Raw genomic sequence first — 21,065 nt, forward strand, 5'->3', positions numbered from 1 at the left:
AACTGTCCGGGCACAGGCTCGGAGCGTTACTCAGTGGTCGGGGTTTCCGTATCTTCCGGCTCTTCCGATTCCACCGTGATTTCCACCACCGTGGTGCGCGAGTGGTAGTCCAGCACAGTGATGATAAACGGATCGCCACAACGCCCGCGAAGCCAGACATTGAACTTGGGATCCTTACCAGTCGCCTCAGTTTTATCCACTGTCAATGCATCAGGCACAGCGTTGACAATTCGGAAGGGAGCCTGCCCCCCGATGATGGTAAACACATAAGGACCACTTCCATTGAGTCCAGTGCAATTGTTCTTTCCCACCGCCACGGTGGACACCTTCCACTCGCTCGGCGAAACGGAAAACTCTGTCGAGTCTCCAGCAATGTCCCCACCTCCACCGCAAGATGCCAACGCGATTGCCACCGCAAGACTTCCCGCAACTCGCGCCGTTTGTTTCAGCATGCGTAACTCCTAAATCCAGTCAGTTCAGCGGCGCGCCATGGCGCCTTCAGTGATCGAGCGCGGCGTAAGGAAGATCAGCAACTCCTGCTTACGCGACGACTTGTTCTTGTTCTTGAACAGGTTTCCAACAATCGGCAGATCTCCGAACAGGGGAACCTTGGCGACGTCTTCCGTTTCCTCTTCCGTAAAAATGCCACCAATCACCACGGTACCACCGTTCTCCACCAGCACCTGTGTCTGCACATGCTTGGTGTTGATGGCAATGCCGGCAGCCGTCGTTTCGCCACGGCTGTCTTTGTTGATATCCACATCAAGAATGATGCCGCCTTCCGGCGTAATCTGAGGCTTCACTTTCAGTTGGAGATTGGCCTTGCGGAAAGACACCGCCGTGGCGCCGCTGGATGTGGCGGTCTGGTAGGGGAACTCTGTGCCCTGCTCAATTAGAGCCTCCTTGTTGTCCGCTGTTACTACCCGCGGACTGGAAACGATCTTGCCTCGACCATCCGCCTCAAGTGCCGAGATTTCGAGGTTGAGGAAGCGATTGGCAGCCGAACTGAACAGCGACACCGCGAAAGCAGCGGGCAGGAAGCCACCTGCACCCGCCGAGGGCAGGTTGACAAAGCTTGTATTGACGGTGTCCAGGGTGTTTTCTGACTCTACAGTGGTGCTGGAAACCGCGTTATAGCTGCCACCAATGGCCACTCTGTTGGGCCCGCTGACAGGGTATCCCGCCTCACCTCCACGGACACCACGCAAGTCGCTGCCCCCCAGCCGCACGCCCAGCGACCGGCCAAAACGGTCGTCGGCTTCGACAATGCGCGCCTCGATCAACACTTGGCGAATCGGGACATCAAGTTTGGCAATCATCTCTTGGACCCGGACAAGGGCCGAGGCCACGTCGGTAATAAACAGCTGGTTGGTTCGCTTTTCGACGAGCACACTCCCCCTCGGCGACAACAATCGAGACGAAGTCGAGACCTGTGTTGAACGATTCTGATCGCCTGAATAAACACTTTGACCAAGCTGTTCTGCTAGATCCTCAGCTCTTGCGTAGTTGAGTTGAAAAGCCTGCGTAACCAACGGCGCCAAAACCTCGTTCTCTGCTTGAGTCTGCAACTCTTGCTTCTCACGTGCAGCAATTTCGTCCTTCGGTGCAATCCAGAGCACGTTGCCAGTCTTGCGCATTCCCAGACCCTTGGCTTGGAGAATGATGTCCAAAGCCTGATCCCAAGGCACATCTTTGAGACGCAAGGTCACGGCACCAGAAACGGAGTCGGAAGTCACCACGTTGAAGTTGGTGAAATCGGCGATCACCTGCAACAGAGAACGGACCTCGATATTTTGGAAGTTCAGAGACAACTTTTCCCCGTTGTAACCCGGCCCCTGAGTCAGCTTGGACGGATCCAGCTTCTGCTCCCGAATTTCCAGCACAAACTGGTTGTCACTCTGATAAGCGGAATGCTCCCACAGACCCGTGGGGGTCACCAGCATGCGCACCCTGTCGCCCACCTGACTCGTCACAACCGACTGAACCGGGGTGCCAAAATCGGTCACATCCAGTTTCCTCCGCAATCCCTCCGGAAGTGTGGTCTTTAGGAAATCGACCACCAGATCTTTGCCCTGTTGCCGGATATCCACGCCGGTTTGATTGTTTGCAAGCTCGACCACCACCCGCCCGGAGTTGCCCACTCCACGACGAAAATCGATGTCCTTGAGCGCCGCGGGATCCACGTTCCCTGACGGGGCAAATGCCGCCGCAGGAGCAGCCTGCGCCACTGAAGTAGGCGAAGCGGACGATGAACCATCCAGAACCAGCAACAATGTCTTACCATCCAGCTTGGCTTGGTATGTCGATGGCTGTTTGAGATTGATGACTACCCTGGTCCGGTCTCCCGCTTGCACAACATTGGCAGAGCGGATGTTACCTTGGCCGATATCCAGTGCACTGCGTCCGATCCCATTGACGACACCTGGGAAATCCAGCGCGATCCGCGCCGGGGACTGAATCGTGAACCCCGAGGGAACCGCGCTCAGCGGTTCAGCGGTTTCAATGCGAATCACTTCAGCACCCGACTGAACACTGCCTGTCAGCGACTGAATGGAGTTTTGCGCAAAAGCAAAAGTGCAGGCTAGCAAAGAGCCAGCAAACAATGACAAACCACGCAGAACGATCTGACGCCCACCAAGCAACTCTACCTGATGCATTTTTTTCATTTGGTCGATTCCTCTTGTAACTGCAATGCCGCAGGTCGCTCAATCCACTCGCCGGCCGCGTCCTGCACGATTTCGCGCAAAACGATCTGGTTCTCTTCAATCTTCAGGATGCGTCCGTAGTTTTGACCCAGATAACTCCCCGGAGTTACCTGATACAACAGAGCACCGACCTTCAAAAGCCCCACAAGTTGACCGCTTCGATTCAAGCTGCCGACCATCTTCATGGTATCAAGAGGAAACGCCTCAAGCGGCTGCTTCCTCCGGTTGAGTTCCGGCTCAATAAGAGCGGATTGCCCAGAAGGCAATGCCTGCCCGCTTTTCAGGATACTGGCGAGTTTTTCATTGCTGAAAGGCTCAACAAAGCGCTCACCACCATAAGCGTACGGCTCAAATTTGGTCGGCTCGGGAATCGGCTTGACATCTGGCTTTATGGAATTTCGTTCACGCATGCATCCATGCACTCAACTCCTCCTGATCAGAGTCAGCACAGCCCGCAACTCCCAATGTCAACGCCAAAATCAAGCACCCTCCGGCGAAGTATCTAATATTCATTTGGCCGCCCCAGTCGCCTTCTTACCCGCAGGCTTCTTCCCCGGGGTCGCTTTTTGTTGCATAGCGACTTCCTCCGGATCAAGGTACCTGAAAGTCTTGGCTACACAGTCCAGAGTCAAAAAGCCATCCCTGTCTTTCACTGGAACAATCGCCAAGTTGTTCAGTGTCACGATGCGGGACAAATTGGCAATATCCGCTGCAAAGAGTCCGATGTCGTGATAACCACCAGTGACCCTGACAGTGATCGGTAACTCTGCGTAGTACTCCTTGACAGAAACCTGGCCGGGGCGGAACAGCTCAAACTGAAGACTTCGTCCCAAACCCGCCTGGTTGATGTCGGACAGCAGCGCATCCATTTCGGCCTTGCTCGGAAGCTGTTTCTCCAGTTGCGCAACATATTGCTGCACCTGCTCAAGCTGCTTCTTCAATGCATCCAGATTGACGGCCTGTACCAGCTTCTTTCGATAGTCATCACGAAGCGTCTGTTCGCGGGCCTGTTCGGTCAGAAGCTCTTCATCAACCGTCTTGAGCCAAGTAAACCAGAGCGCGACGATGACCGCCACACAAACCACAATGAAGAGCAGATTCCTCGGCAGCGCTGGCCATTGAGACGGATCGTTGGGATCCAAGCCAGAGAACTGAGCACGCAGCTTTTCCTGGACCGATTTGAGGTCAAGCGAGATTTTGGAGGGTTTTGCCATTTTGGAGAACCCTTCAGACTTTGCTCGAGGCAGCAGAACGCGCGGCCGGTTTGGACGGTTTCACCACAGTCGATTCAGGCGCCTTGGAGGTACTGGACGGGCGATTCAGCATGGCGCGGATGGTGAAATTGGACACCCTGCGCTGCTCTTTGCTGGATACAGAGGCATTGGCCGCAACGATTTCAACAAGCTCCGGCTTGATCAACCATTTGGTCTTGGTTGAAAGACTTCGGAGGAAATCGGATACCCGCTCCTGTGATTGCGCCGTCCCCGTCAGCAATACACTCTGACTCTCTTGCTTCATGCTTCGCAAATAAATGCCATCAGGCAACTCGCCAACCAACTCTTCCAGCAGATGAACCGGCATGTTACGGTCCGCTTGAAGATCTTCAACTGCTGTCTGTCGGGCGCGAAGCGAGGCGATCTGGGCTTGCAAAGTCGCAATATCCTTGATTTCCGCGTCAAGGCGTGCGGTTTCCTGCTTCAAAAATGAGTTACGAGCCTGCTGATCGGCAATGCGTCCCTGGTACCAAGTGTACACAGCCCCACAAATGATGCCCCCAAGCAGAGCAGACAAGCCCAATTGGGTGAAAAACTGCTCTTTCCGCCGCTTCCGTGTTGCTTCACGGTGCGGTAGCAAGTTGATGAGAATCATTGATGAAACCTCCGCAAGGCCAGACCGGTGGAGGTGAGATAGGAGGGAGCCTCCCTGGCGATCTTTCTTGCTTGGACCGAGGACGCCATTTCCATGCCATCAAACGGATTTATCACCATGCACGCAAAGGAGGTCTGATGGGTAACTGCTTCGGTCAATCCGGGCAGTGCGGCGCTTCCACCAGCGAGCAAGATGTGATCAACCTTATTGTGCGGCGTGCTGGTAAAGAAAAACTGGAGTGCCCTGCCAACCTCCTGGGCCATGCTCTCAATAAACGGCTCCAAAACGGCAGATCGGTAGTCGTCCGGCAAATCCCCCGAGCGCTTTTTCGCCTCCGCCTCGTCAGCAGAAAACCCGTACTGCCGAACGATCAGCTGCGTCAGCTGTGCACCACCAAATGCCTGGTCCCGCTCGTACAGAACATCATCATTGCGCATCACCTGCATGCTCGTGGTCATCGCTCCCACTTCAAACAACGCCACCAGCGAGTCGACGCCTTGATTGGGAAGTGTCTCGATCACGCGCCCCGCGGCCATTCGAGAGGCAAAAGGTTCCACATCCATGATCACCGGCTTCAGCCCCGCTGCTTCAGCGAGACCTTGGCGATCAGACACCTTTTCCTTGCGAGATGCAGCAATCAGCACCTCGGCATCCCCAACGGAATTGGCACTAGGACCAATCACACAGAAGTCCAAGCTCACTTCGTCAAGTGAAAACGGAATGTACTGGTTGGCTTCGGACTCAACCTGCGCCTCCAGTTCCTTGTCCGACAGGCCTCCAGGAAGAACAATCTTCTTGGTGATGACGGCCGATGCCGGCAAAGCCATGGCGACGTTTTTTGTCTTGCTGCCGCTCTTGCGAACCACCCGACGAACCGCCTCCGCCACCTCGTCAAATTTCTCGATGTTGCCATCGGTGATCCAACCCCGCTCAAGCGGCTCGATGGCACACCGCTCCAGAACCAGATCTCCCGAGCGGTTGCGGCCCAGTTCAACCAGCTTGACGCTCGACGAGCTCACATCAATGCCCAGCAGCGGCGCCGGATCCCGGCTGAAAAACGACCCCAATGAGATCAAGGTGGCCCCCAGAAATGGTGGCGCCAGAGGGCGCCGGACTTAAGAAATCACTTCAATGCTAGCAGCAAGCCCTTTGTGCAGCAAAGAATTTACATGTTTGGCACAAACAGAAACGTTGTCAAAAGCATACGCAAAAAGACAGGGGCAGACCGGGCAACACCCCCCCAGGACCGCGGCAAGCCCTGACCGCCGACAATATGGGGCCAGTGTTCCGGGTCGTCACTCAGGGGCCTGAGTTTTGATGTCCCACCCCAGCTTTTAACCCCACGCATGGCCCAAGAAACCGACGCATCACGACCAGAACATCCGACCGGTGCGCCCCTCGTGCTTCGATGGATTGGCACGGGGCTGGCCACCCTCGCGGGGCTTGCGGTCGCTTCAACGCTGGCATTGCTGATGGGCGTCGGATTGGCGCTGGCGGTGGCCTATCCCAATCTCCCGGACGTGGCCGACCTGGCCGACTACCGCCCGAAGTTGCCGCTGCGCGTGCTCACCGCCGATGGCCAGCTGATCGGGGAGTTCGGAGAGGAGCGTCGCAATCTGCTGTCCATCAAGGACATTCCGGATGTTATGAAGAACGCGGTGCTGGCCATCGAAGACTCCCGGTTCTTCGAGCACAGCGGGGTTGACTACCGAGGCATGCTCAGGGCTGCTCTTGCCAATCTGGGACAGGCCAAAAGCCAAGGCGCTTCCACCATCACGATGCAGGTGGCCCGCAACGTCTACCTCTCGGCAGAAAAAAGCTACACCCGCAAGATCTACGAGGTGTTGCTGACGTTCAAGTTGGAGCACCTGCTGACCAAGGAGCAGATCCTCGAGATCTACATGAACCAGATTTTCTTGGGCCAGCGCGCTTACGGGTTTTCCACCGCCGCGCAAACCTATTTCGGCAAGCAGCTCAAGGATGTCACCATTGCCGAAGCGGCCATGCTGGCTGGCCTGCCCAAGGCACCATCTGCCTACAACCCGATCAGCAATCCGAAGCGGGCCCGCACCCGGCAGCTCTACATCATTGACCGGATGCTGGAAAACGGCTTCATCACGGCCGACGAGGCGCAGCAGGCCAAGGCTGAGGAGCTCAAGCTTCGCCCGATGCACGTCCAGCTGAAGGTCCATGCCGAATACGTGGCCGAGATGGTCCGCCAGGCCATGGTGCAGCAATACGGGGAAGAGGCCTATACCCGAGGTCTGGTGGTCACCACCAGCCTGAAGGCCAACGAACAGGAGGCGGCCTATCGGGCATTGCGCCAGGGCATCCTGGACTACGAGCGTCGCCAGGCGTACCGGGGCCCAGAACAGTTCATCAACCTTCCCGAAGACAAAGCCGCGCAGGCGGATGCAATCGACGATGCTCTCAACGAGCGCCCTGACAACGATGACCTGCTGTCAGCCGTGGTGCTGTCCGCCAGTCCGCGCAAGGTGGTGGCCATCCGGCAGGACGGTGACCCCTTTGAAATCACGGGAGAGGGTTTGCGCCCCGCCGCGTCGGGCCTGAGCGAGCGCGCCGCGCCGAATATCCGTATCCGACCCGGGGCGGTCATTCGAGTGGTCAAGGGGTCGAACAACTCCTGGCGGATTTCCCAGTTGCCCGAAGTCGAGTCTGCGTTTGTGGCGCTGGACCCTCGCAACGGAGCGATTCGGGCCTTGGTGGGTGGCTTCGATTTCCAGAAAAACAAGTTCAACCACGTGACACAGGCCTGGCGCCAACCGGGCTCCAGCTTCAAGCCATTCGTGTATTCGGCGGCCCTGGAGAAGGGGGTGACGCCAGCGACCGTCGTGAACGACGCACCGCTGTTCTATTCCGCAGCCGAGACCGGCGGCAAGCCCTGGGAACCCAAGAACTACGACGGTCAGTTTGAAGGACCGATGTCGGTCCGGCGTGCGCTGGCACGCTCCAAGAACATGGTGTCCATCCGTGTGCTGCAGCTCGTGGGCACACAAAGCGCCCAGGAATGGGTGACCCGCTTTGGCTTCGAGGCTGACAAGCACCCACCGTATCTCACCATGGCCCTGGGCGCCGGAGCAGTCACCCCTTTGCAGATGGCGGCAGGATACGCCGTGTTCGCCAATGGCGGCTATCGGGTGGCGCCTTCGCTGATCACCAAGGTGGTCGAGCACAAGGGGCGGGTGCTGTACGAAAGCCAGTCCGAGGCACCGGCCGAATCCCAGCGCGCCATCGAGCCGCGCAACGCCTTTGTCATGAGTAATCTGCTGCAGGAGATCACCCGCTCTGGCACGGCAGCGCGTGCTCAGGCGGTGCTCAAGCGCCCCGACCTGTATGGAAAGACCGGCACCACCAACGATTCGATGGATGCCTGGTTCGTCGGCTACCAGCCCACCGTGGTGGCGGCCGCCTGGGTCGGCTACGACACGCCTCGCAACCTTGGCAGCCGCGAAACCGGCGGTGGCCTCAGTCTGCCGATCTGGATTTCCTATATGACAGAGGCACTCAAGGGCGTGCCGGTGGCTGAGATCGAGCCCCCGCCCGGGGTGATCCATGTTGGCAACGAGTGGTACTACGAAGAATACGGACCAGGCCGTGGCGTGCGCGGATTGGGATTGAACGATCCCTGGCCAGGATCGCCGTCGGCCGGAGACCCCGCTTCCGGCGATCAGGACACCGGAGATGCCGGCAAGCCGCCCGCAGAAGGGGAGGACCGGCGCAGCATCCTGGATCTGTTCAGGAACTGAAGCTCAGCGGTTGCCCCGCCTGTTCGCTGGCGCAGCGCGACAGGTGGTCGAAGAACTCGCCATGTCCTTTGGTGTCCATCCACTGGGCCCCATCCCACCGGTAGTGGAAGCCGCCCGCGCGCGCCGCCATCCAGACTTCATGCAGCGGCTTCTGCAGGTTGATGATGATCTGGCTGCGGTTGGAAAACGTGAGTGTGACCATGCCGCCCACCCGCTGGTTGTCCAGATCGGCATCGCTCTCATCGTTGATGCGGTCACAGCCGCGCTCCACAGCCTTGAGGAGCGCTTCGGCCAGGTCCATGTACTCGGAATCGGTCATTACAATGCCACCACTATGTCGAACAAAACCATTGTAGGTGGCCGTATGTTCCGTTGCAGTGCCTGGTCTGCGGTAGCCTTGCTGGTCGCGTCGACAGCAATCACGGGCTGCGGCCAAAAGGGCCCGCTCTACATGCCCGCCCCGAAGGCATCCGCATCGACTCCGGCAAAACCAGCTCCCACGAATCCCGCCAACAATGCGGCCCCGGCCCCGCCAGCTGAACCCGCTACCGATCCCGCGCGCTGACCATTCCCACCGCGCCGTTTCGCATGGGGCGCTTGAGCCAGCGCCACAGACGCCATCCCAGCAGGCCGCCAAGAATGGCTGCGTACACCGCGACCTCCGCAAAGTCCTGCTTGCCAGCCCTCATCCAGAAGAAGTGAAGCACCGCCAGTGCGGCGACGGCATAGACCGAGCGGTGCAGGGCTTGCCAGCGGGCAGCACCAAGCCAGCGGATGGCCCGGTTGAACGACGTGGCCGCCAGCACCAGCAACAGCAACCAGCCCAGTGTCCCGACCAGGATGAAGGGTCGCTTGGGCACGTCGGCCACGATGTCCCGCCACACGAAGCCCATGTCAAACCAGGCATAGGCCAGCCAATGCAGGCTGGCGTAGAAGAACACGAACAGACCCAGCATGCGGCGCAACCGTGCCAGCTGTGGCCAGCCCATCCCCACGCGCAGCGGTGTGACCAGCAACACCAGCACCAACGCGCGCAGGCTCCAGTCGCCCAGCGAACGGATCAGCGCTTCGGCCGGATTGGCACCGAGCCGGTCATTGAAAGCCGCCCACACCAGCCATGCCGCCGGCAACAGCCACAACACAAACACCACCGGCTTGACCGCCGGATGGCCTAGCCAGCGCATCAGTAGAACTTCTTGAGGTCCATGCCCGCGTACATTGAGCCGACCTGCGCTTCATAGCCGTTGAAACGCTCGGTCTTCCGTCGCTTGGCCAGGAGACCGCCCTCATCGCCGATGCGGCGTTCGGTGGCCTGACTCCAGCGGGGGTGCGGCACGTCGGGGTTCACGTTCGAATAGAAGCCGTACTCCTGCGGCGCGGCAATGTTCCAAGCCGTCTTCGGCTCTTTTTCCACGAACCGGATCTTCACCAGCGACTTGCCGCTCTTGAAACCGTATTTCCACGGCACGACCAACCGCACCGGCGCGCCGTTCTGATTCGGCAACACCTCGCCATACATGCCAAAAGCCAGGAGGGTCAGCGGGTGGCGGGCCTCGTCCATGCGCAGGCCCTCCACATAGGGCCAGAGCAGCACATTGGAGGTGACACCGGGCATCGTGTTGCGATCGGCCAAGGTCACGAACTCGACGTACTTGGCGCTGCCTTGGGGCTCCACTTGGCGGATCAGCTCGGCCAGCGAAAAGCCCACCCAGGGAATCACCATCGACCAGCCCTCGACGCAGCGCAGACGGTAGACACGCTCCTCCATCGGTGACAGCTTCATCAGATCGTCGATACCGAACGTCCGCGGTTTGTTGACCAGCCCCTCGACCGACACCGTCCAGGGCCGTGGTTTCAGCGTCTTTGCATACGCCGCCGGGTCGGATTTGTCTGTGCCGAACTCGTAAAAATTGTTGTAGGTGCTCGCGTGCTCGTAGCTGGTTAGCTTGTCGGGGGCTTGGGCACCCGCCACCGTGGACCGCACCGACGGCAGAGGCAGCAGCTTGCCGGACCGAGTCACCGCCGCCTGCGCGAGCGCATCGCGCGATGCCCACGCAGTGAGGGCTGCGCCGCCGGCACCGAGCGCCATGCGCCGCATCCATTCACGGCGCCCAAGGTATGCGTCGCGTGGCGTGATCTCGCTGGAAAGGGGGTGCTGGAAACCGTTGTCGGTGGACCGGATGATCATGGCGTGCTCCTGAGGATGGACATCCGTCGTGGGAGCCGCCAGTTTCTTACAAGTTCGGCAATCAGAGTTCGCCGTAGCTGTGAAGCCCCGACAGGAACATGTTCACACCCAGGAACGCGAACGTCGTCACGGCCAGGCCGACCAGGGCCCACCAGGCCGCGACCGTGCCGCGCAGGCCCTTCATCAGGCGCATGTGCAGCCACGCCGCGTAGTTCAGCCAAACGATCAGGGCCCAGGTTTCCTTGGGGTCCCAGCTCCAATAACCACCCCAGGCCTCGGCGGCCCAGAAGGCGCCAAGCACCGTGGCGATGGTGAAGAAGGCGAAGCCGACTGCGATCGCCTTGTACATCACGTCGTCCAGCACCTCGAAGCTGGGCAGGCGCGCTGCAATGCGACCACGCACCGCCAGGATGCCTCCTACGATCAGGGCCGAAATGCCGAAATAGATGAACCAGTAGCTGCCGCCCTTCTCGGTCGCCCCCTGGCGGAACACGATGGGTTCAAAACACAGCACCACGCCGAGGATGAACAGCGGTGCCAGCTTGTACCAGCGGGTTTCGCTGGCGCTCTGCTTGATCAGGTAGGCAAAGGCCAGCATGGCCGAAATCGCGAAGGTGCCGTAGCCGATGAAGTTGGCCGGCACATGCAGTTTCATCCACCAGCTCTTGAGCGCCGGAACGAGGGGCTGGATCTGGTGGGCTTCGCGCACCACCGTGTACCAGAGCAGGAAACCGACCGCGGCACTGACCACCAGCATCACGAAGGCGCCCATCGCGCGCGTCTTGTACTGGTCTTCGTAGTACAGATAAAAGGCTGCGGTCATCCAGCAGAACAGCACAAACACCTCGTAGAGGTTGCTGACCGGGATGTGACCGATGTCCGGGCCAATCTGGTGGCTCTCGAACCAGCGCACCATGGTGCCGACCAGGGCCAGCGTCACCGCCACCCAGGCCAGGCGCGAGCCCAGAGTCTCGAACGTGCTGCCGTCGCGCGAGAACATGCCCACCCAGTAGAACGCCGTGCTCATGAAGAACAGCATGCTCATCCACAGGATCGCCGACTGGCTGGAGATGAAGTACTTCAGCAGGAACACCGTGTCGGCGCGCGCCAGCACGGCGGCACCTCCCTCGGGCGGCAAGTACAGCCAGATCGCCAGCAAGGACAGGGCCGCAACCACCGCCATCAGCCGGCTCATCGGGCGCCAGAACCAGCCCAGCCAGATCAGCACCGGGGCGGCCCCCACCAGGATCCACTTTTCGTAGATGTCCATCGCGGCGTCGTAGCGCACAAAAGCCCAGGCGGCGCCACCGATCACCAGGGCGGCGAACAGCCAGTCCCACGCCGTGCGGCTCGCCAGAAAACCCGGACCAAGGCCCGTGCCCTGCCGGTTGTTCTTCAGTTCAAAGGTCTGGGTTGCGGTGTTCATGCATTCACCTTCAGCAATTGGGTCTTCAACTGGTCGAACTCCTGGTCCGACTCCATCGTCTTGCGGTTGGACGACAGGGCCATGGACGCCTGGCTGTGGCCATCCGCACGCGGTGCGAGCCAGATCCAGACGCGCCGTTCACGCACATACAGCATCGCAAACACGCCGAGGATCAGCAACACGCAGCCCAGGTAGACGATGGTCTGGCCGGGTGCACGGGCCACCTGGAACACGCTGGCCTGCACATGCTGGAAATCCTTGAGCTGGAAGGTCATCGGCGCCGGGTAGTAGAAGCTGTCGCTCAAGCTCAGCACCGCGCGCGACATGAACTGTTGGGTGGCGTCGTCCCGGGGCAACGGCGCCAGGCCCGCCTTCTCACGGCCCAGCTGGGCCAGCTCGAACAGCGTGCCGTTGAGGATGCGCACCAGCACCTCGCTGGCGCGTTCGCGCTCGGCCTCGGGCACATTGGATTCAAGGAATGCAGAAACCGCCGGGAGACCGCCACGGATCTCGGCGTCCGTCCCGGGGGGCACGTCCTTGGCAGGCGGCAGCTTCTCGGCACCGGAAAACAGGCTGATGGCCCGTTGCGCCGAAGCCTCCAGCGCCTGGCTGAGCTCTGGCTTGTCGGGCTCGACAGCCAGCGCAGCATATCGCTTGACCGCCTGGGCCCGCATCGCCGGATCGGCCAGCGCCGAGCGCAGGCGCACAAAGCCTTCGATGCCGTCCTTGTCATCCACCGGAACGCGCAAATAGCGCATCGGCTCGGACGGGGTTTCGCGGGCGCCCATCAGATAGACCCGGGCGCCGTCCAGCTCCATCGGCAGCATGTAGTTGTGGAACTCGACCGCCTGACCAGCCGCGTCGCGCAGCTTGTAGGTGATGCTGGGACCGACGTTGCGCAGCTTCTTTTCAGTGACCGTCTTGTGGCCCGAACCCAGCCGGCTCTCGATCGACTCGCGCAGGTCGACCTTTCGCACATCGGTGGCAGCGCTGTCATCCTGGCTGAAGTTCTCGACGTTGATGACCCGAAGCCCGGTGTATTCCAGGGTCAGTTTGCTGTCGCCATTGGTGAGCGAGGACGAACCGCCGATCACACCCGAAATCTCGAACGGAGCGACCACCGCCCCCATCGGGTAGGCCTGCAGGCTCACCTTCGAGCCACCGTCGTCGAAGCTGGACTGGTAGATGTTGATGCCGCGGTGGCTGGCCGGGTGGTTGACCTCGACCCGCGCCGGTTTCTTTTCACCCGTCTCGTGGTCGTGGATCACGATGTCGCTCGCGAACAGCTTGGGCATGCCGGTGTCGTAGTACTCGACAATGAACTTCTTGAGCTCGACCGAGAACGGCAGATCCTGCAGCAGGACCCCATCGGACTGGCTGAGGATGGCGGTCGACGAGCTCGTGCCTTCGGTCACCAGCAGGTTGCCGCGGAAGGTCGGGTTGGACGGCGAGAGGCGGTGCTGTGCGGGCACGTCGGCGATCATGCCGCCGCCGCTGAACGAGCTCTTGCCGTTGAACCACATCTGGGCGCGGACGATCAGGTCACCGTCCAGGAGGCCGCCGATGCACACCAGGACAATGGCGCTGTGCGCGGCCAGATAGCCGATCTTGTTGGCCGTGCCCTTCTTGGCGGCGACCATCCAGCCCTGCCCATCCGACAGCGCGCGCGACTGCAACTTCACCCGCCACCCGGAAGCCAGCAGCGTCTGGCCCACCCGGTGCGCAGCCGCTTCCGGCGGCTCTGCCAGCCTGCTTTCCGCCCGGTGCGGAAAGGACTTCAGGCTCTGCTCGCGGATGTTCTCCTTGAAGGCCTTGAAGTCGGCAAAGATCTTGGGGGTGTTGCGAAAGATGCACAGGGAGGTGCTGATCACCAGAAACGCCAGGATCAGCAGGAACCACCAGACGCTGTAGACCGTGAACAGACCGGCCTTGCCAAACACCTCGGCCCAGAACGGACCGAACTGGTTGACATAGTTGTTCAGCGGTTCGTGCTGCTTGACCACGGTGCCGATCACCGAAGCGATGCAGATGACCGTCAGCAGCGAGATCGCGAACCGCATCGACGACAGCAGCTCCACCATGTTGCCAAGCACACGGGAACCGGATCGGAGCTGGAAACCTTGGGTGGAAGCGGTCATGAAAGCGTCGAAAACAGAAACAGGGCGGTTCCGGAACAGCCAGAACACACCCTGTTGTGAGTCGTCAGTGGGCTGGCGGTTCAACCGGCATGCAATCGCACCCGCATTTTCTCGCCAAATATTATTGGTCGCTTATATCACCCCCGAGACCTCGGGGGTGTTCCTGTCAACGCAGGCCGGCGATGTAATCCGACACGGCCTTGATTTCCATGTCGTTCATCTTGGCAGCGACGCCGGTCATCTGGGCGTTGTTGTTGCGGGCACCAGCGCGGAACGCGTTGAGCTGGGTGCGGGTGTACTCGGCGTGCTGACCCGACAGGCGCGGGTACTGAGCGGGGATGCCGGACCCGGTGGGGCCGTGGCAGCCGGCACAGGCGGCGATCTGGCGGTCGGGGATGCCGCCGCGGTAGATGCGTTCACCGGCGCGGACCAGGTCCTTTTCAGTGGCGAACCCGGTGGTCGCCTTCTGGTCGGCCAGCCAGTAGGCGATGTTGCGCATGTCCTCATCGGACAGGGCAGAAGCAAACCCCTTCATCACCGCGTTGTCGCGCTTGCCCGACTTGAACTCCTGCAGCTGCTTGACCAGGTACTCGGGATGCTGGCGGGCGATCTTGGGGTTGGCGGGCGTGGTCGAGTTGCCATCGGCCGCGTGACAGGCGACGCACACCTGGCCGTACAGGGCAGCGCCCTTGGCAAGGTCGGGCTTGGCGGTCTGAGCATGAGCGCTGAACGACAGGACGGCCGCTGCGGCGGCGCAAAGAAGTGATGCAGGCAATTTCATGTCTGGGGCTGTCGTCGCAGGGACGGCGTCGGGTTGATTGGAATTCGCAGGGAAACAGAAGACAACCGGGGGATTTTACAATGGCCCATTGGTAATACCCCTGATGACCCACACCCCCACCACCTCCTCCACCGCCCCGCGCCCCACACGCCCGGACCCCAAGATCGCACACAGCTGGCTGCACACGGCGCGATTCCTGACCACCGCGCCACAGCTGGAGCATCTGCCGGCCCTGGATCTGCCGGAAATCGCCTTCGTCGGCCGCTCCAACGCCGGCAAGTCGACTTCGATCAACACGCTGACCCAGCAAAAGCGCCTGGCTTTCGCATCCAAGACGCCGGGCCGCACGCAGAGCATCAACCTGTTCGCACTGGGCAAGCAGGGCGTCACCGATGCGGTGCTGGCCGATCTTCCGGGCTATGGCTACGCCGCTGTGCCCAAGGAAGCCAAGCTGCGCTGGCAGCGCGTGATGGCCAACTACCTCGTCACGCGGGAAAACCTGCGTGCGGTGGTGCTGCTGTGCGACCCGCGCCTGGGACTGACCGAGCTGGACGAGGCCCTGCTGGAGATCATCCGCCCTCGCGTCGAGGACGGTCTGAAGTTTCTGGTGTTGCTGACCAAGGCCGACAAGCTCAACCGGGCGGAAGCCAACAAGGCGCTGTCGATCGCGAAGCTGCAGGCTGGCGGCGGCGAGGTCCGGCTGTTCTCGGCGCTCAAAAAGCAGGGCCTGGACGAAGTCGCGCTGCTGCTCTGGAACTGGGCCCATGAAGCGCCCGCCGCGCCCCCGGCTGCGGACGAAGGCGCCGATGACTCCGACGACGCTCAGCGATAGAACGAGGCTTCACCCGCCGGTCGGGTCTTGAAGCGCTTGTGCACCCAGTAGTACTGCTCGGGTGTTTCGTCGATCCACTCCTGCAGCAGCCGGTTCATGCGCGCGGTGTCGGCCACCACGTCCTCGGTCGGAAAGTCCTGCCAGGGTGGCAGCACCGTGATGTCGTAGCCCTCCGGCGTCAGGCGGCTCAGGATGGGCAGCACGCGAGCACCGCCCATGCGCGCAAAGCGCGAGAGCGAGGGAATCGTCGCCGCCGTCACCCCATAAAACGGCACGAACACAGAATCGCGAGGCCCGTAGTCCATGTCGGGCAGCAGGTACAGCGGCTCCCCGGCCCGCAACGCGCTCACCAGGGCTTTTAGCCCCGCACTCTTGGCCACGATGTGCGGCTCGCCGAAGCGGCGCCGGCCTTCGGCCATCCACTGGTCCATCACCGGGTTGCGCTGGCGTGCATACAAGCCACAGAAGCGCCGCTCCACATGGGCCGTCAGCCCGATCCAGCCCGCGTCCATGCCGACAAAATGCGGCGCAAACAGCAGCGTCGGGGCCGTGCTCTGCAGCTCGTGCACCGCACCACGCAGGCGCAGGCGGCTGCGGACCTGCTCTGCGCTCCCCTCCCACAGCCAGCCCCGGTCCAACCAGGCCTGGGCAAACAGCACGAAATGTTGGCGCACCATGCGCCGGCGCTGGGCAGCGTCATGTTGCGGGAAACAGAGCGCAAGGTTGATTTCTGCGATGCGGCGGCGACGGCCGACCAGGGCATACAGCAACCAGCCCAGCACCGCACCCAGAGCCCGCAGCCAGGACAGCGGCAGATGCCGGGTGATGCGCAACATGCCCAGCACCGCCAGGCTCAGCAAGGTTTTCAGCAAAGGGCCGCGCGAAGGTGTTGTGGAGGCCGTCATGAGGTGCGCTCTGCCTCCAGCCGTGCCGCATGGCTGATGCCGGACGGCGCCTTGTAGCGTTCGTACGACCACAGGTACTGGGCCGGACACTCCCGCACCAGGGACTCCATGGCGAGATTGATCTGGTGCGCCGCTTCCTGTGGGTCGGACGACAGCTGTCCACCCGCTTCCGGACGGAAGGGCCGCAGGCGCACCCGGTAGCCGCGCCCCCAGGAGAGTCGCTCACCCCAGATGAGCAACACGCGGGCCCCCGCCGTCAGCGCCAGCCGGGCCGAGAGGGTCATGGTGTAGGCGTCACGGCCGAAGAAAGGTGCCCAGACCCCCTGCCCTTCGGGCGGCACCTGGTCGGGCAAGAGCCCCACCCCCTGGCGTTGCTTGAGCGCCTTGATCAGCTGCTTGACCCCCGCGAGCGTGGTCGGAGCGGTCAGCAGGCCGGGCCGGCTGCGCGCCTGCTCCATGATCTCGCGCAGCCAGGGCTGGCGCGCCGGGCGGTACAGCACGGTCACCGGCATGCGGTCGCCAAAATGCTGGGCGAACAACTGCGCGGTGACTTCGAAGCACCCGAGGTGCGGCGTCAGGAACAGGACGCCATTGCCCTCGGCGATGGCCTGCTCGATGAGCTCACGGCCTTCCCACTCCAGATGCACAGGAGCGCCCAGCCACAGGCGCGGCAGCTCGGTGACCATCTTGCCAGCCTCGGCCACCGACGCGAGCGCCACCGAACGGGGAAAACCGGCCTGCTCAGCGTGGGCGAACAAGGTGCGCCGGTAGCGGCCCGACAAAGCGAAGCTCAGCCAGCCCAACAGCCAACCGAGGCCATGCAGCAGCGGAAGCGGCAGGCGCGACAGAAACCGGAACAGAAGTGGATACAAAGCTTTAGAACCGGATGGGCGTAAAATCCGCCCATCGCCGAGTTATTGAACTAATTGCGGGGCGATTCACAAATGCCGCTAAAGCGTTCGCCGAACCCAGAAAGACCGGCAACGCCGGTTCAAACACTCTGGAGTTTATATGGCGAACGACTTCCTCTTCACGTCCGAATCCGTCTCCGAAGGCCACCCCGACAAGGTCGCCGACCAGATCTCGGACGCCATCCTCGACGCAATCTTCAAGCAGGACCCGCGTTCTCGCGTGGCCGCCGAGACCCTGTGCAACACGGGCCTGGTGGTGCTGGCGGGTGAAATCACCACCAACGCCCATGTCGACTACATCCAGGTGGCGCGCGACACCATCAAGCGCATCGGCTACGACAACACCGAATACGGCATCGACTACAAGGGCTGCGCGGTCATGGTCTGCTACGACAAGCAGTCCAACGACATCGCCCAGGGCGTGGACCACGCGTCCGACGACCACCTGAACACCGGCGCCGGTGACCAGGGCCTGATGTTCGGCTACGCCTGCGACGAGACGCCCGAGCTGATGCCCGCGCCGATCTACTACGCCCACCGCCTGGTCGAGCGCCAGGCCCAGTTGCGCAAGAACGGCAAGCTGCCCTTCCTGCGTCCGGACGCCAAGAGCCAGGTCACCATGCGCTACGTGGACGGCAAGCCGCACAGCATCGACACCGTGGTGCTGTCCAGCCAGCACGCGCCCGAGTGGAGCCTGGGCGACAAGATGAAGCCCGAGTTCAACGAGGCCATCATCGAAGAGATCATCAAGCCGGTGCTGCCCAAGGAATGGCTGCAGAACACCCGCTACCTGATCAACCCGACCGGCCGCTTCGTCGTCGGCGGCCCGCAGGGGGACTGCGGCCTCACCGGTCGCAAGATCATCGTCGACACCTACGGCGGCGCCTGCCCGCACGGTGGCGGCGCCTTCTCGGGCAAGGACCCGTCCAAGGTCGACCGTTCCGCCGCCTACGCCGCGCGCTATGTGGCCAAGAACGTGGTCGCCGCAGGCCTGGCGCGCCAGTGCCAGGTGCAGGTGGCCTACGCCATTGGTGTGGCCAAGCCGATGAACATCACGGTGTACACCGAAGGCACCGGCAAGATCAGCGACGAGAAGCTCAGCGCCATCGTGGCCGAGGTGTTCGACCTGCGTCCGAAGGGCATCATCCAGATGCTGGACCTGCTTCGCCCGATCTACGAGAAGACCGCCGCCTACGGCCACTTCGGCCGCGAGGAACCGGAGTTCAGCTGGGAACGCACCGACAAGGTGGAGGCGCTGCGCGCTGCCGCCGGTCTGTAAGTCCTTTGCCTTCCTCTGGACAAAAGCCCCGCATCGCGGGGCTTTTTTATGGTTCCAAGCAGCGGGTCACAGGTCCACAATGCCTGAAGTTTTCCGTCCGGCCGCCGATACGGGCTGAACGGCAACCCATGCCTATTGCAACGCCACGACCTGGAGCCTGGAACCATGGAAACCCCTGTCTGCCCGGATCGGACCGACAACGCCAGTCCCGAACTTGAACGCCTGGTGGCTTTGCGCACGCAGGAGCTCAAGATCGCCCTGGAGCGCGCCCAGTCACTGTATGACCAGGCCCCCTGCGGCTACTTGTCGCTGGATGCCGACCTGCGTTTCGTCAACCTCAACCGCACCCTGCTGGACTGGCTGGGTTACGAGCGCGAAGAACTGCTCGGCCAGCATCGCGACCTGGCCTCGCTGCTGGAGCCGGAGTGGGTGGCGCTCATGCGTGTCCGCATGCAGAACCTGATCGATACAGGCCGCACCGATCCGCTGGAACTTGAGATTCGCCGCAAGGACGGTTCCCGCTTCCACGCCCTGTGCTCCTCGACCGCGGTGGTCGATGAGCAGGGCCGCTTCCTCTACAGCAACACCACGATCACCGACATCAGCGAGCGCAAGGCCGCCGAGCAGCGGCTGGCGGCGCACGACGCCTTCCTGCGCAGCATCACCGACCGCATCCCGACGCACCTGGCTTACTACGACAAGGACCTGATCTGCCGCTTTGCCAACACCGCCCATGCGGCGCGCAGCGGCCGGCTGGTCGGAGAAATGGTAGGCGCGCACCTCAGCCAGCTGGTGGATCCCGAGCAGTTGCCGGACATCCTGCCGCACGTGGCCGACGCCCTCAACGGCCAGAAGCAGACCTTCGAGTCCGAGCGCACCGAAGCAGACGGATCGCGCAGCTTCTACGAAATCCACTACATCCCCGACTTCCAGCTGGGCACCGTCGAAGGCATCTTCATTGAGCTGCACGACATCACCGATCGCCGCCGCACCGAGGAGTTCGTGCTGGAGGCCAACCGCGACCTCGAAGAGCGCGTGCGCGAACGCACCGCCGAGCTGTTCCAGAGCGAGCAGCGCTACCGCCTGATGGTCGACGCCATCCAGGACCACTGCATCTACTTCGTCGACGAGTCCGGCGCCGTCACCGAATGGACGGAAAGCGCCCAGCGCCTGCACGGTTTCACCCGCACCCAGATGATCGGCAAACCCTACCTGCGGCTGCTGGCGGTGGACAACGCCGGTGAGGACGAGGTCGACCCGGCGCAGGTGCTGCGCCTGGCCACGGCCCATGGCCAGTGGGAAACCCGCGGCTGGCGCCTGCGCGACGACGGCTCGCGCTTCTGGGCGCACACGGTGCTGACCGCGCTGCGCAACGAGGCAGGCGAGCTGCAGGGGCTGTCCTGCATCACCCGCGACATGACCGCCGCCAAGAGCCTGGAGGACGTGATGAACGACCTCAACAAGGAACTGGAAAAGCGCGTGGCCGAACGCACCCAGCAGCTGGTGGCGGCCAACAAGGACCTGGACGTGTTCTCGCACATGGTCTCGCACGACCTGCGCGCGCCGCTGCGCCACATCAGCAGCTTTGTCACCCTGCTGCAGGAGCAGCTGGGCGAGGTCAACGACCCGATCGCGCAGCAGTACCTCAACTCGATCAACAAGGCCAGCAAGCGCATGAGCCTCATGATCGAAGGCCTGCTGGAATACGCCCGCCTCGGCCGCGTGGCCATCGAGGCACAGCCGGTGCCGCTGGCACCGCTGCTGGAGGGGCTGATCTCGCACCTGAAACAGGAGAGTCAGGGCCGGACCATCGAATGGGTGGTCGAGGACGACCTGCCGGTGGTGCGCGGCGACGCCATGCTGCTGGCCCAGGCCTTCGGCAACCTGCTGAACAATTCGGTCAAGTACACGCGGCCGCGCGAGAAGGCCCACATCGAGATCGGCTGGAAGATCAACCCCGTGGGTGGCCGCACCTTCTACGTGCACGACAACGGCGTCGGCTTCGACCTGGAAAAGGCGCACAACCTGTTCGTGATGTTCCAGCGCCAGCACCACTCGATGGACTTCGAGGGCACGGGCACCGGCCTGGCCCTGTCACAGCGCATCATCGAGCGCCACGGCGGCCGCATCTGGGCCGAAAGCGCGCCCGGCGAGGGCTGCACCTTCTACTTCACGCTGCCGTTCGAGGGGCCCGAGCCGGAGATGGACTTTCCGAAGTCGTCGATGGCCGACCTGACGGTCTGAGCAACCGGCCCGCCGCCGGG

General features: G+C 62.0%; 19 protein-coding genes. 5 read left to right on the forward strand and 14 right to left on the reverse strand.

The genetic code is table 11. From position 1 onward, the window contains the following. Nucleotides 1-26: 26 nt before the first annotated feature. The 6 genes from HPF_RS19925 to HPF_RS19950 all read right to left on the reverse strand — a co-directional run bounded on the left by HPF_RS19925 (nt 27) and on the right by HPF_RS19950 (nt 5,650). Nucleotides 27-452 carry a hypothetical protein gene (locus HPF_RS19925; RefSeq protein WP_133157619.1) on the reverse strand — a complete coding sequence of 142 codons (426 nt, stop codon included), beginning with the start codon at nt 450-452 and terminating at the stop codon, nt 27-29. A 24-nt stretch (nt 453-476) separates the two neighbouring features. Continuing rightward, nucleotides 477-2,657: a type IV pilus secretin PilQ gene (locus tag HPF_RS19930; protein ID WP_133158179.1), complete on the reverse strand. Its 2,181-nt coding sequence runs from the start codon at nt 2,655-2,657 to the stop codon at nt 477-479. A gap of 5 nt (nt 2,658-2,662) precedes the next feature. Then, nucleotides 2,663-3,115: a pilus assembly protein PilP gene (locus HPF_RS19935; protein ID WP_133157620.1), complete on the reverse strand. Its 453-nt coding sequence runs from the start codon at nt 3,113-3,115 to the stop codon at nt 2,663-2,665. 99 nt (nt 3,116-3,214) lie between these two features. After that, nucleotides 3,215-3,919, reverse strand: a complete 705-nt coding sequence (locus tag HPF_RS19940; protein WP_066152781.1) for a type IV pilus inner membrane component PilO — start codon at nt 3,917-3,919, stop codon at nt 3,215-3,217. A 13-nt stretch (nt 3,920-3,932) separates the two neighbouring features. Further along, nucleotides 3,933-4,574, reverse strand: coding sequence for a PilN domain-containing protein (locus tag HPF_RS19945; protein ID WP_066152778.1), 642 nt, complete (start codon nt 4,572-4,574; stop codon nt 3,933-3,935). After that, entirely contained in the window at nt 4,571-5,650 is a 1,080-nt protein-coding gene (locus HPF_RS19950; protein WP_066152775.1) for a pilus assembly protein PilM, read from the reverse strand. The genes HPF_RS19945 and HPF_RS19950 overlap by 4 nt, the downstream gene beginning before the upstream one ends. 270 nt (nt 5,651-5,920) lie before the next feature. Here HPF_RS19950 and HPF_RS19955 point away from each other — a divergent pair, with 270 nt between their 5' ends. Further along, complete coding sequence (locus tag HPF_RS19955; RefSeq protein ID WP_133157621.1) at nt 5,921-8,341, forward strand: penicillin-binding protein 1A; 2,421 nt, start codon at nt 5,921-5,923, stop codon at nt 8,339-8,341. Here the strand turns inward: HPF_RS19955 and cyaY are convergent. Next, nucleotides 8,331-8,660 (reverse strand): iron donor protein CyaY, encoded by a 330-nt coding sequence (cyaY, locus tag HPF_RS19960; RefSeq protein ID WP_066152769.1) that lies wholly within the window; start codon nt 8,658-8,660, stop codon nt 8,331-8,333. The two genes, HPF_RS19955 and cyaY, sit on opposite strands and share 11 nt — an antisense overlap. Nucleotides 8,661-8,705: 45 nt before the next feature. Between cyaY and lptM the strand changes: the two genes are divergently transcribed. Then, nucleotides 8,706-8,906, forward strand: coding sequence for an LPS translocon maturation chaperone LptM (lptM, locus tag HPF_RS19965; RefSeq protein WP_133158180.1), 201 nt, complete (start codon nt 8,706-8,708; stop codon nt 8,904-8,906). Here the strand turns inward: lptM and HPF_RS19970 are convergent. From HPF_RS19970 to HPF_RS19990, 5 genes are all read right to left on the reverse strand, one after another. Continuing rightward, nucleotides 8,887-9,525: a protein-methionine-sulfoxide reductase heme-binding subunit MsrQ gene (locus HPF_RS19970; protein ID WP_066152767.1), complete on the reverse strand. Its 639-nt coding sequence runs from the start codon at nt 9,523-9,525 to the stop codon at nt 8,887-8,889. The genes lptM and HPF_RS19970 overlap by 20 nt on opposite strands. After that, nucleotides 9,525-10,529, reverse strand: a complete 1,005-nt coding sequence (msrP, locus tag HPF_RS19975; RefSeq protein WP_133157622.1) for a protein-methionine-sulfoxide reductase catalytic subunit MsrP — start codon at nt 10,527-10,529, stop codon at nt 9,525-9,527. The genes HPF_RS19970 and msrP overlap by 1 nt, the downstream gene beginning before the upstream one ends. Nucleotides 10,530-10,590: 61 nt before the next feature. Beyond that, on the reverse strand, nt 10,591-11,955 hold the full coding sequence (gene ccsB, locus HPF_RS19980; protein WP_079366755.1) for a c-type cytochrome biogenesis protein CcsB: 1,365 nt from the start codon (nt 11,953-11,955) through the stop codon (nt 10,591-10,593). Beyond that, nucleotides 11,952-14,093: a cytochrome c biogenesis protein ResB gene (locus HPF_RS19985; protein WP_133157623.1), complete on the reverse strand. Its 2,142-nt coding sequence runs from the start codon at nt 14,091-14,093 to the stop codon at nt 11,952-11,954. The genes ccsB and HPF_RS19985 overlap by 4 nt, the downstream gene beginning before the upstream one ends. A 166-nt stretch (nt 14,094-14,259) precedes the next feature. Continuing rightward, nucleotides 14,260-14,874: a c-type cytochrome gene (locus tag HPF_RS19990; RefSeq protein WP_066152759.1), complete on the reverse strand. Its 615-nt coding sequence runs from the start codon at nt 14,872-14,874 to the stop codon at nt 14,260-14,262. A 103-nt stretch (nt 14,875-14,977) separates the two neighbouring features. Here HPF_RS19990 and yihA point away from each other — a divergent pair, with 103 nt between their 5' ends. Further along, nucleotides 14,978-15,706: a ribosome biogenesis GTP-binding protein YihA/YsxC gene (gene yihA, locus HPF_RS19995; RefSeq protein ID WP_066152755.1), complete on the forward strand. Its 729-nt coding sequence runs from the start codon at nt 14,978-14,980 to the stop codon at nt 15,704-15,706. Here yihA and HPF_RS20000 read toward each other — a convergent pair. Then, on the reverse strand, nt 15,697-16,611 hold the full coding sequence (locus HPF_RS20000; protein ID WP_084397128.1) for a lysophospholipid acyltransferase family protein: 915 nt from the start codon (nt 16,609-16,611) through the stop codon (nt 15,697-15,699). The genes yihA and HPF_RS20000 overlap by 10 nt on opposite strands. After that, entirely contained in the window at nt 16,608-17,483 is an 876-nt protein-coding gene (locus HPF_RS20005; protein ID WP_133157624.1) for a lysophospholipid acyltransferase family protein, read from the reverse strand. The genes HPF_RS20000 and HPF_RS20005 overlap by 4 nt, the downstream gene beginning before the upstream one ends. A 139-nt stretch (nt 17,484-17,622) precedes the next feature. Between HPF_RS20005 and metK the strand changes: the two genes are divergently transcribed. Then, entirely contained in the window at nt 17,623-18,801 is a 1,179-nt protein-coding gene (gene metK / locus HPF_RS20010) for a methionine adenosyltransferase (RefSeq protein ID WP_133157625.1), read from the forward strand. Between the two features lie 165 nt (nt 18,802-18,966). Next, a complete protein-coding gene (locus HPF_RS20015) occupies nt 18,967-21,045 on the forward strand; it encodes a PAS domain-containing sensor histidine kinase (protein ID WP_133157626.1) in 2,079 nt (692 codons plus the stop codon). Nucleotides 21,046-21,065 lie beyond the last annotated feature (20 nt).

Origin of the sequence: Hydrogenophaga pseudoflava (assembly GCF_004353865.1) — a bacterium.
GTDB classification, from domain to species: Bacteria; Pseudomonadota; Gammaproteobacteria; order Burkholderiales; family Burkholderiaceae_C; genus Hydrogenophaga; species Hydrogenophaga pseudoflava.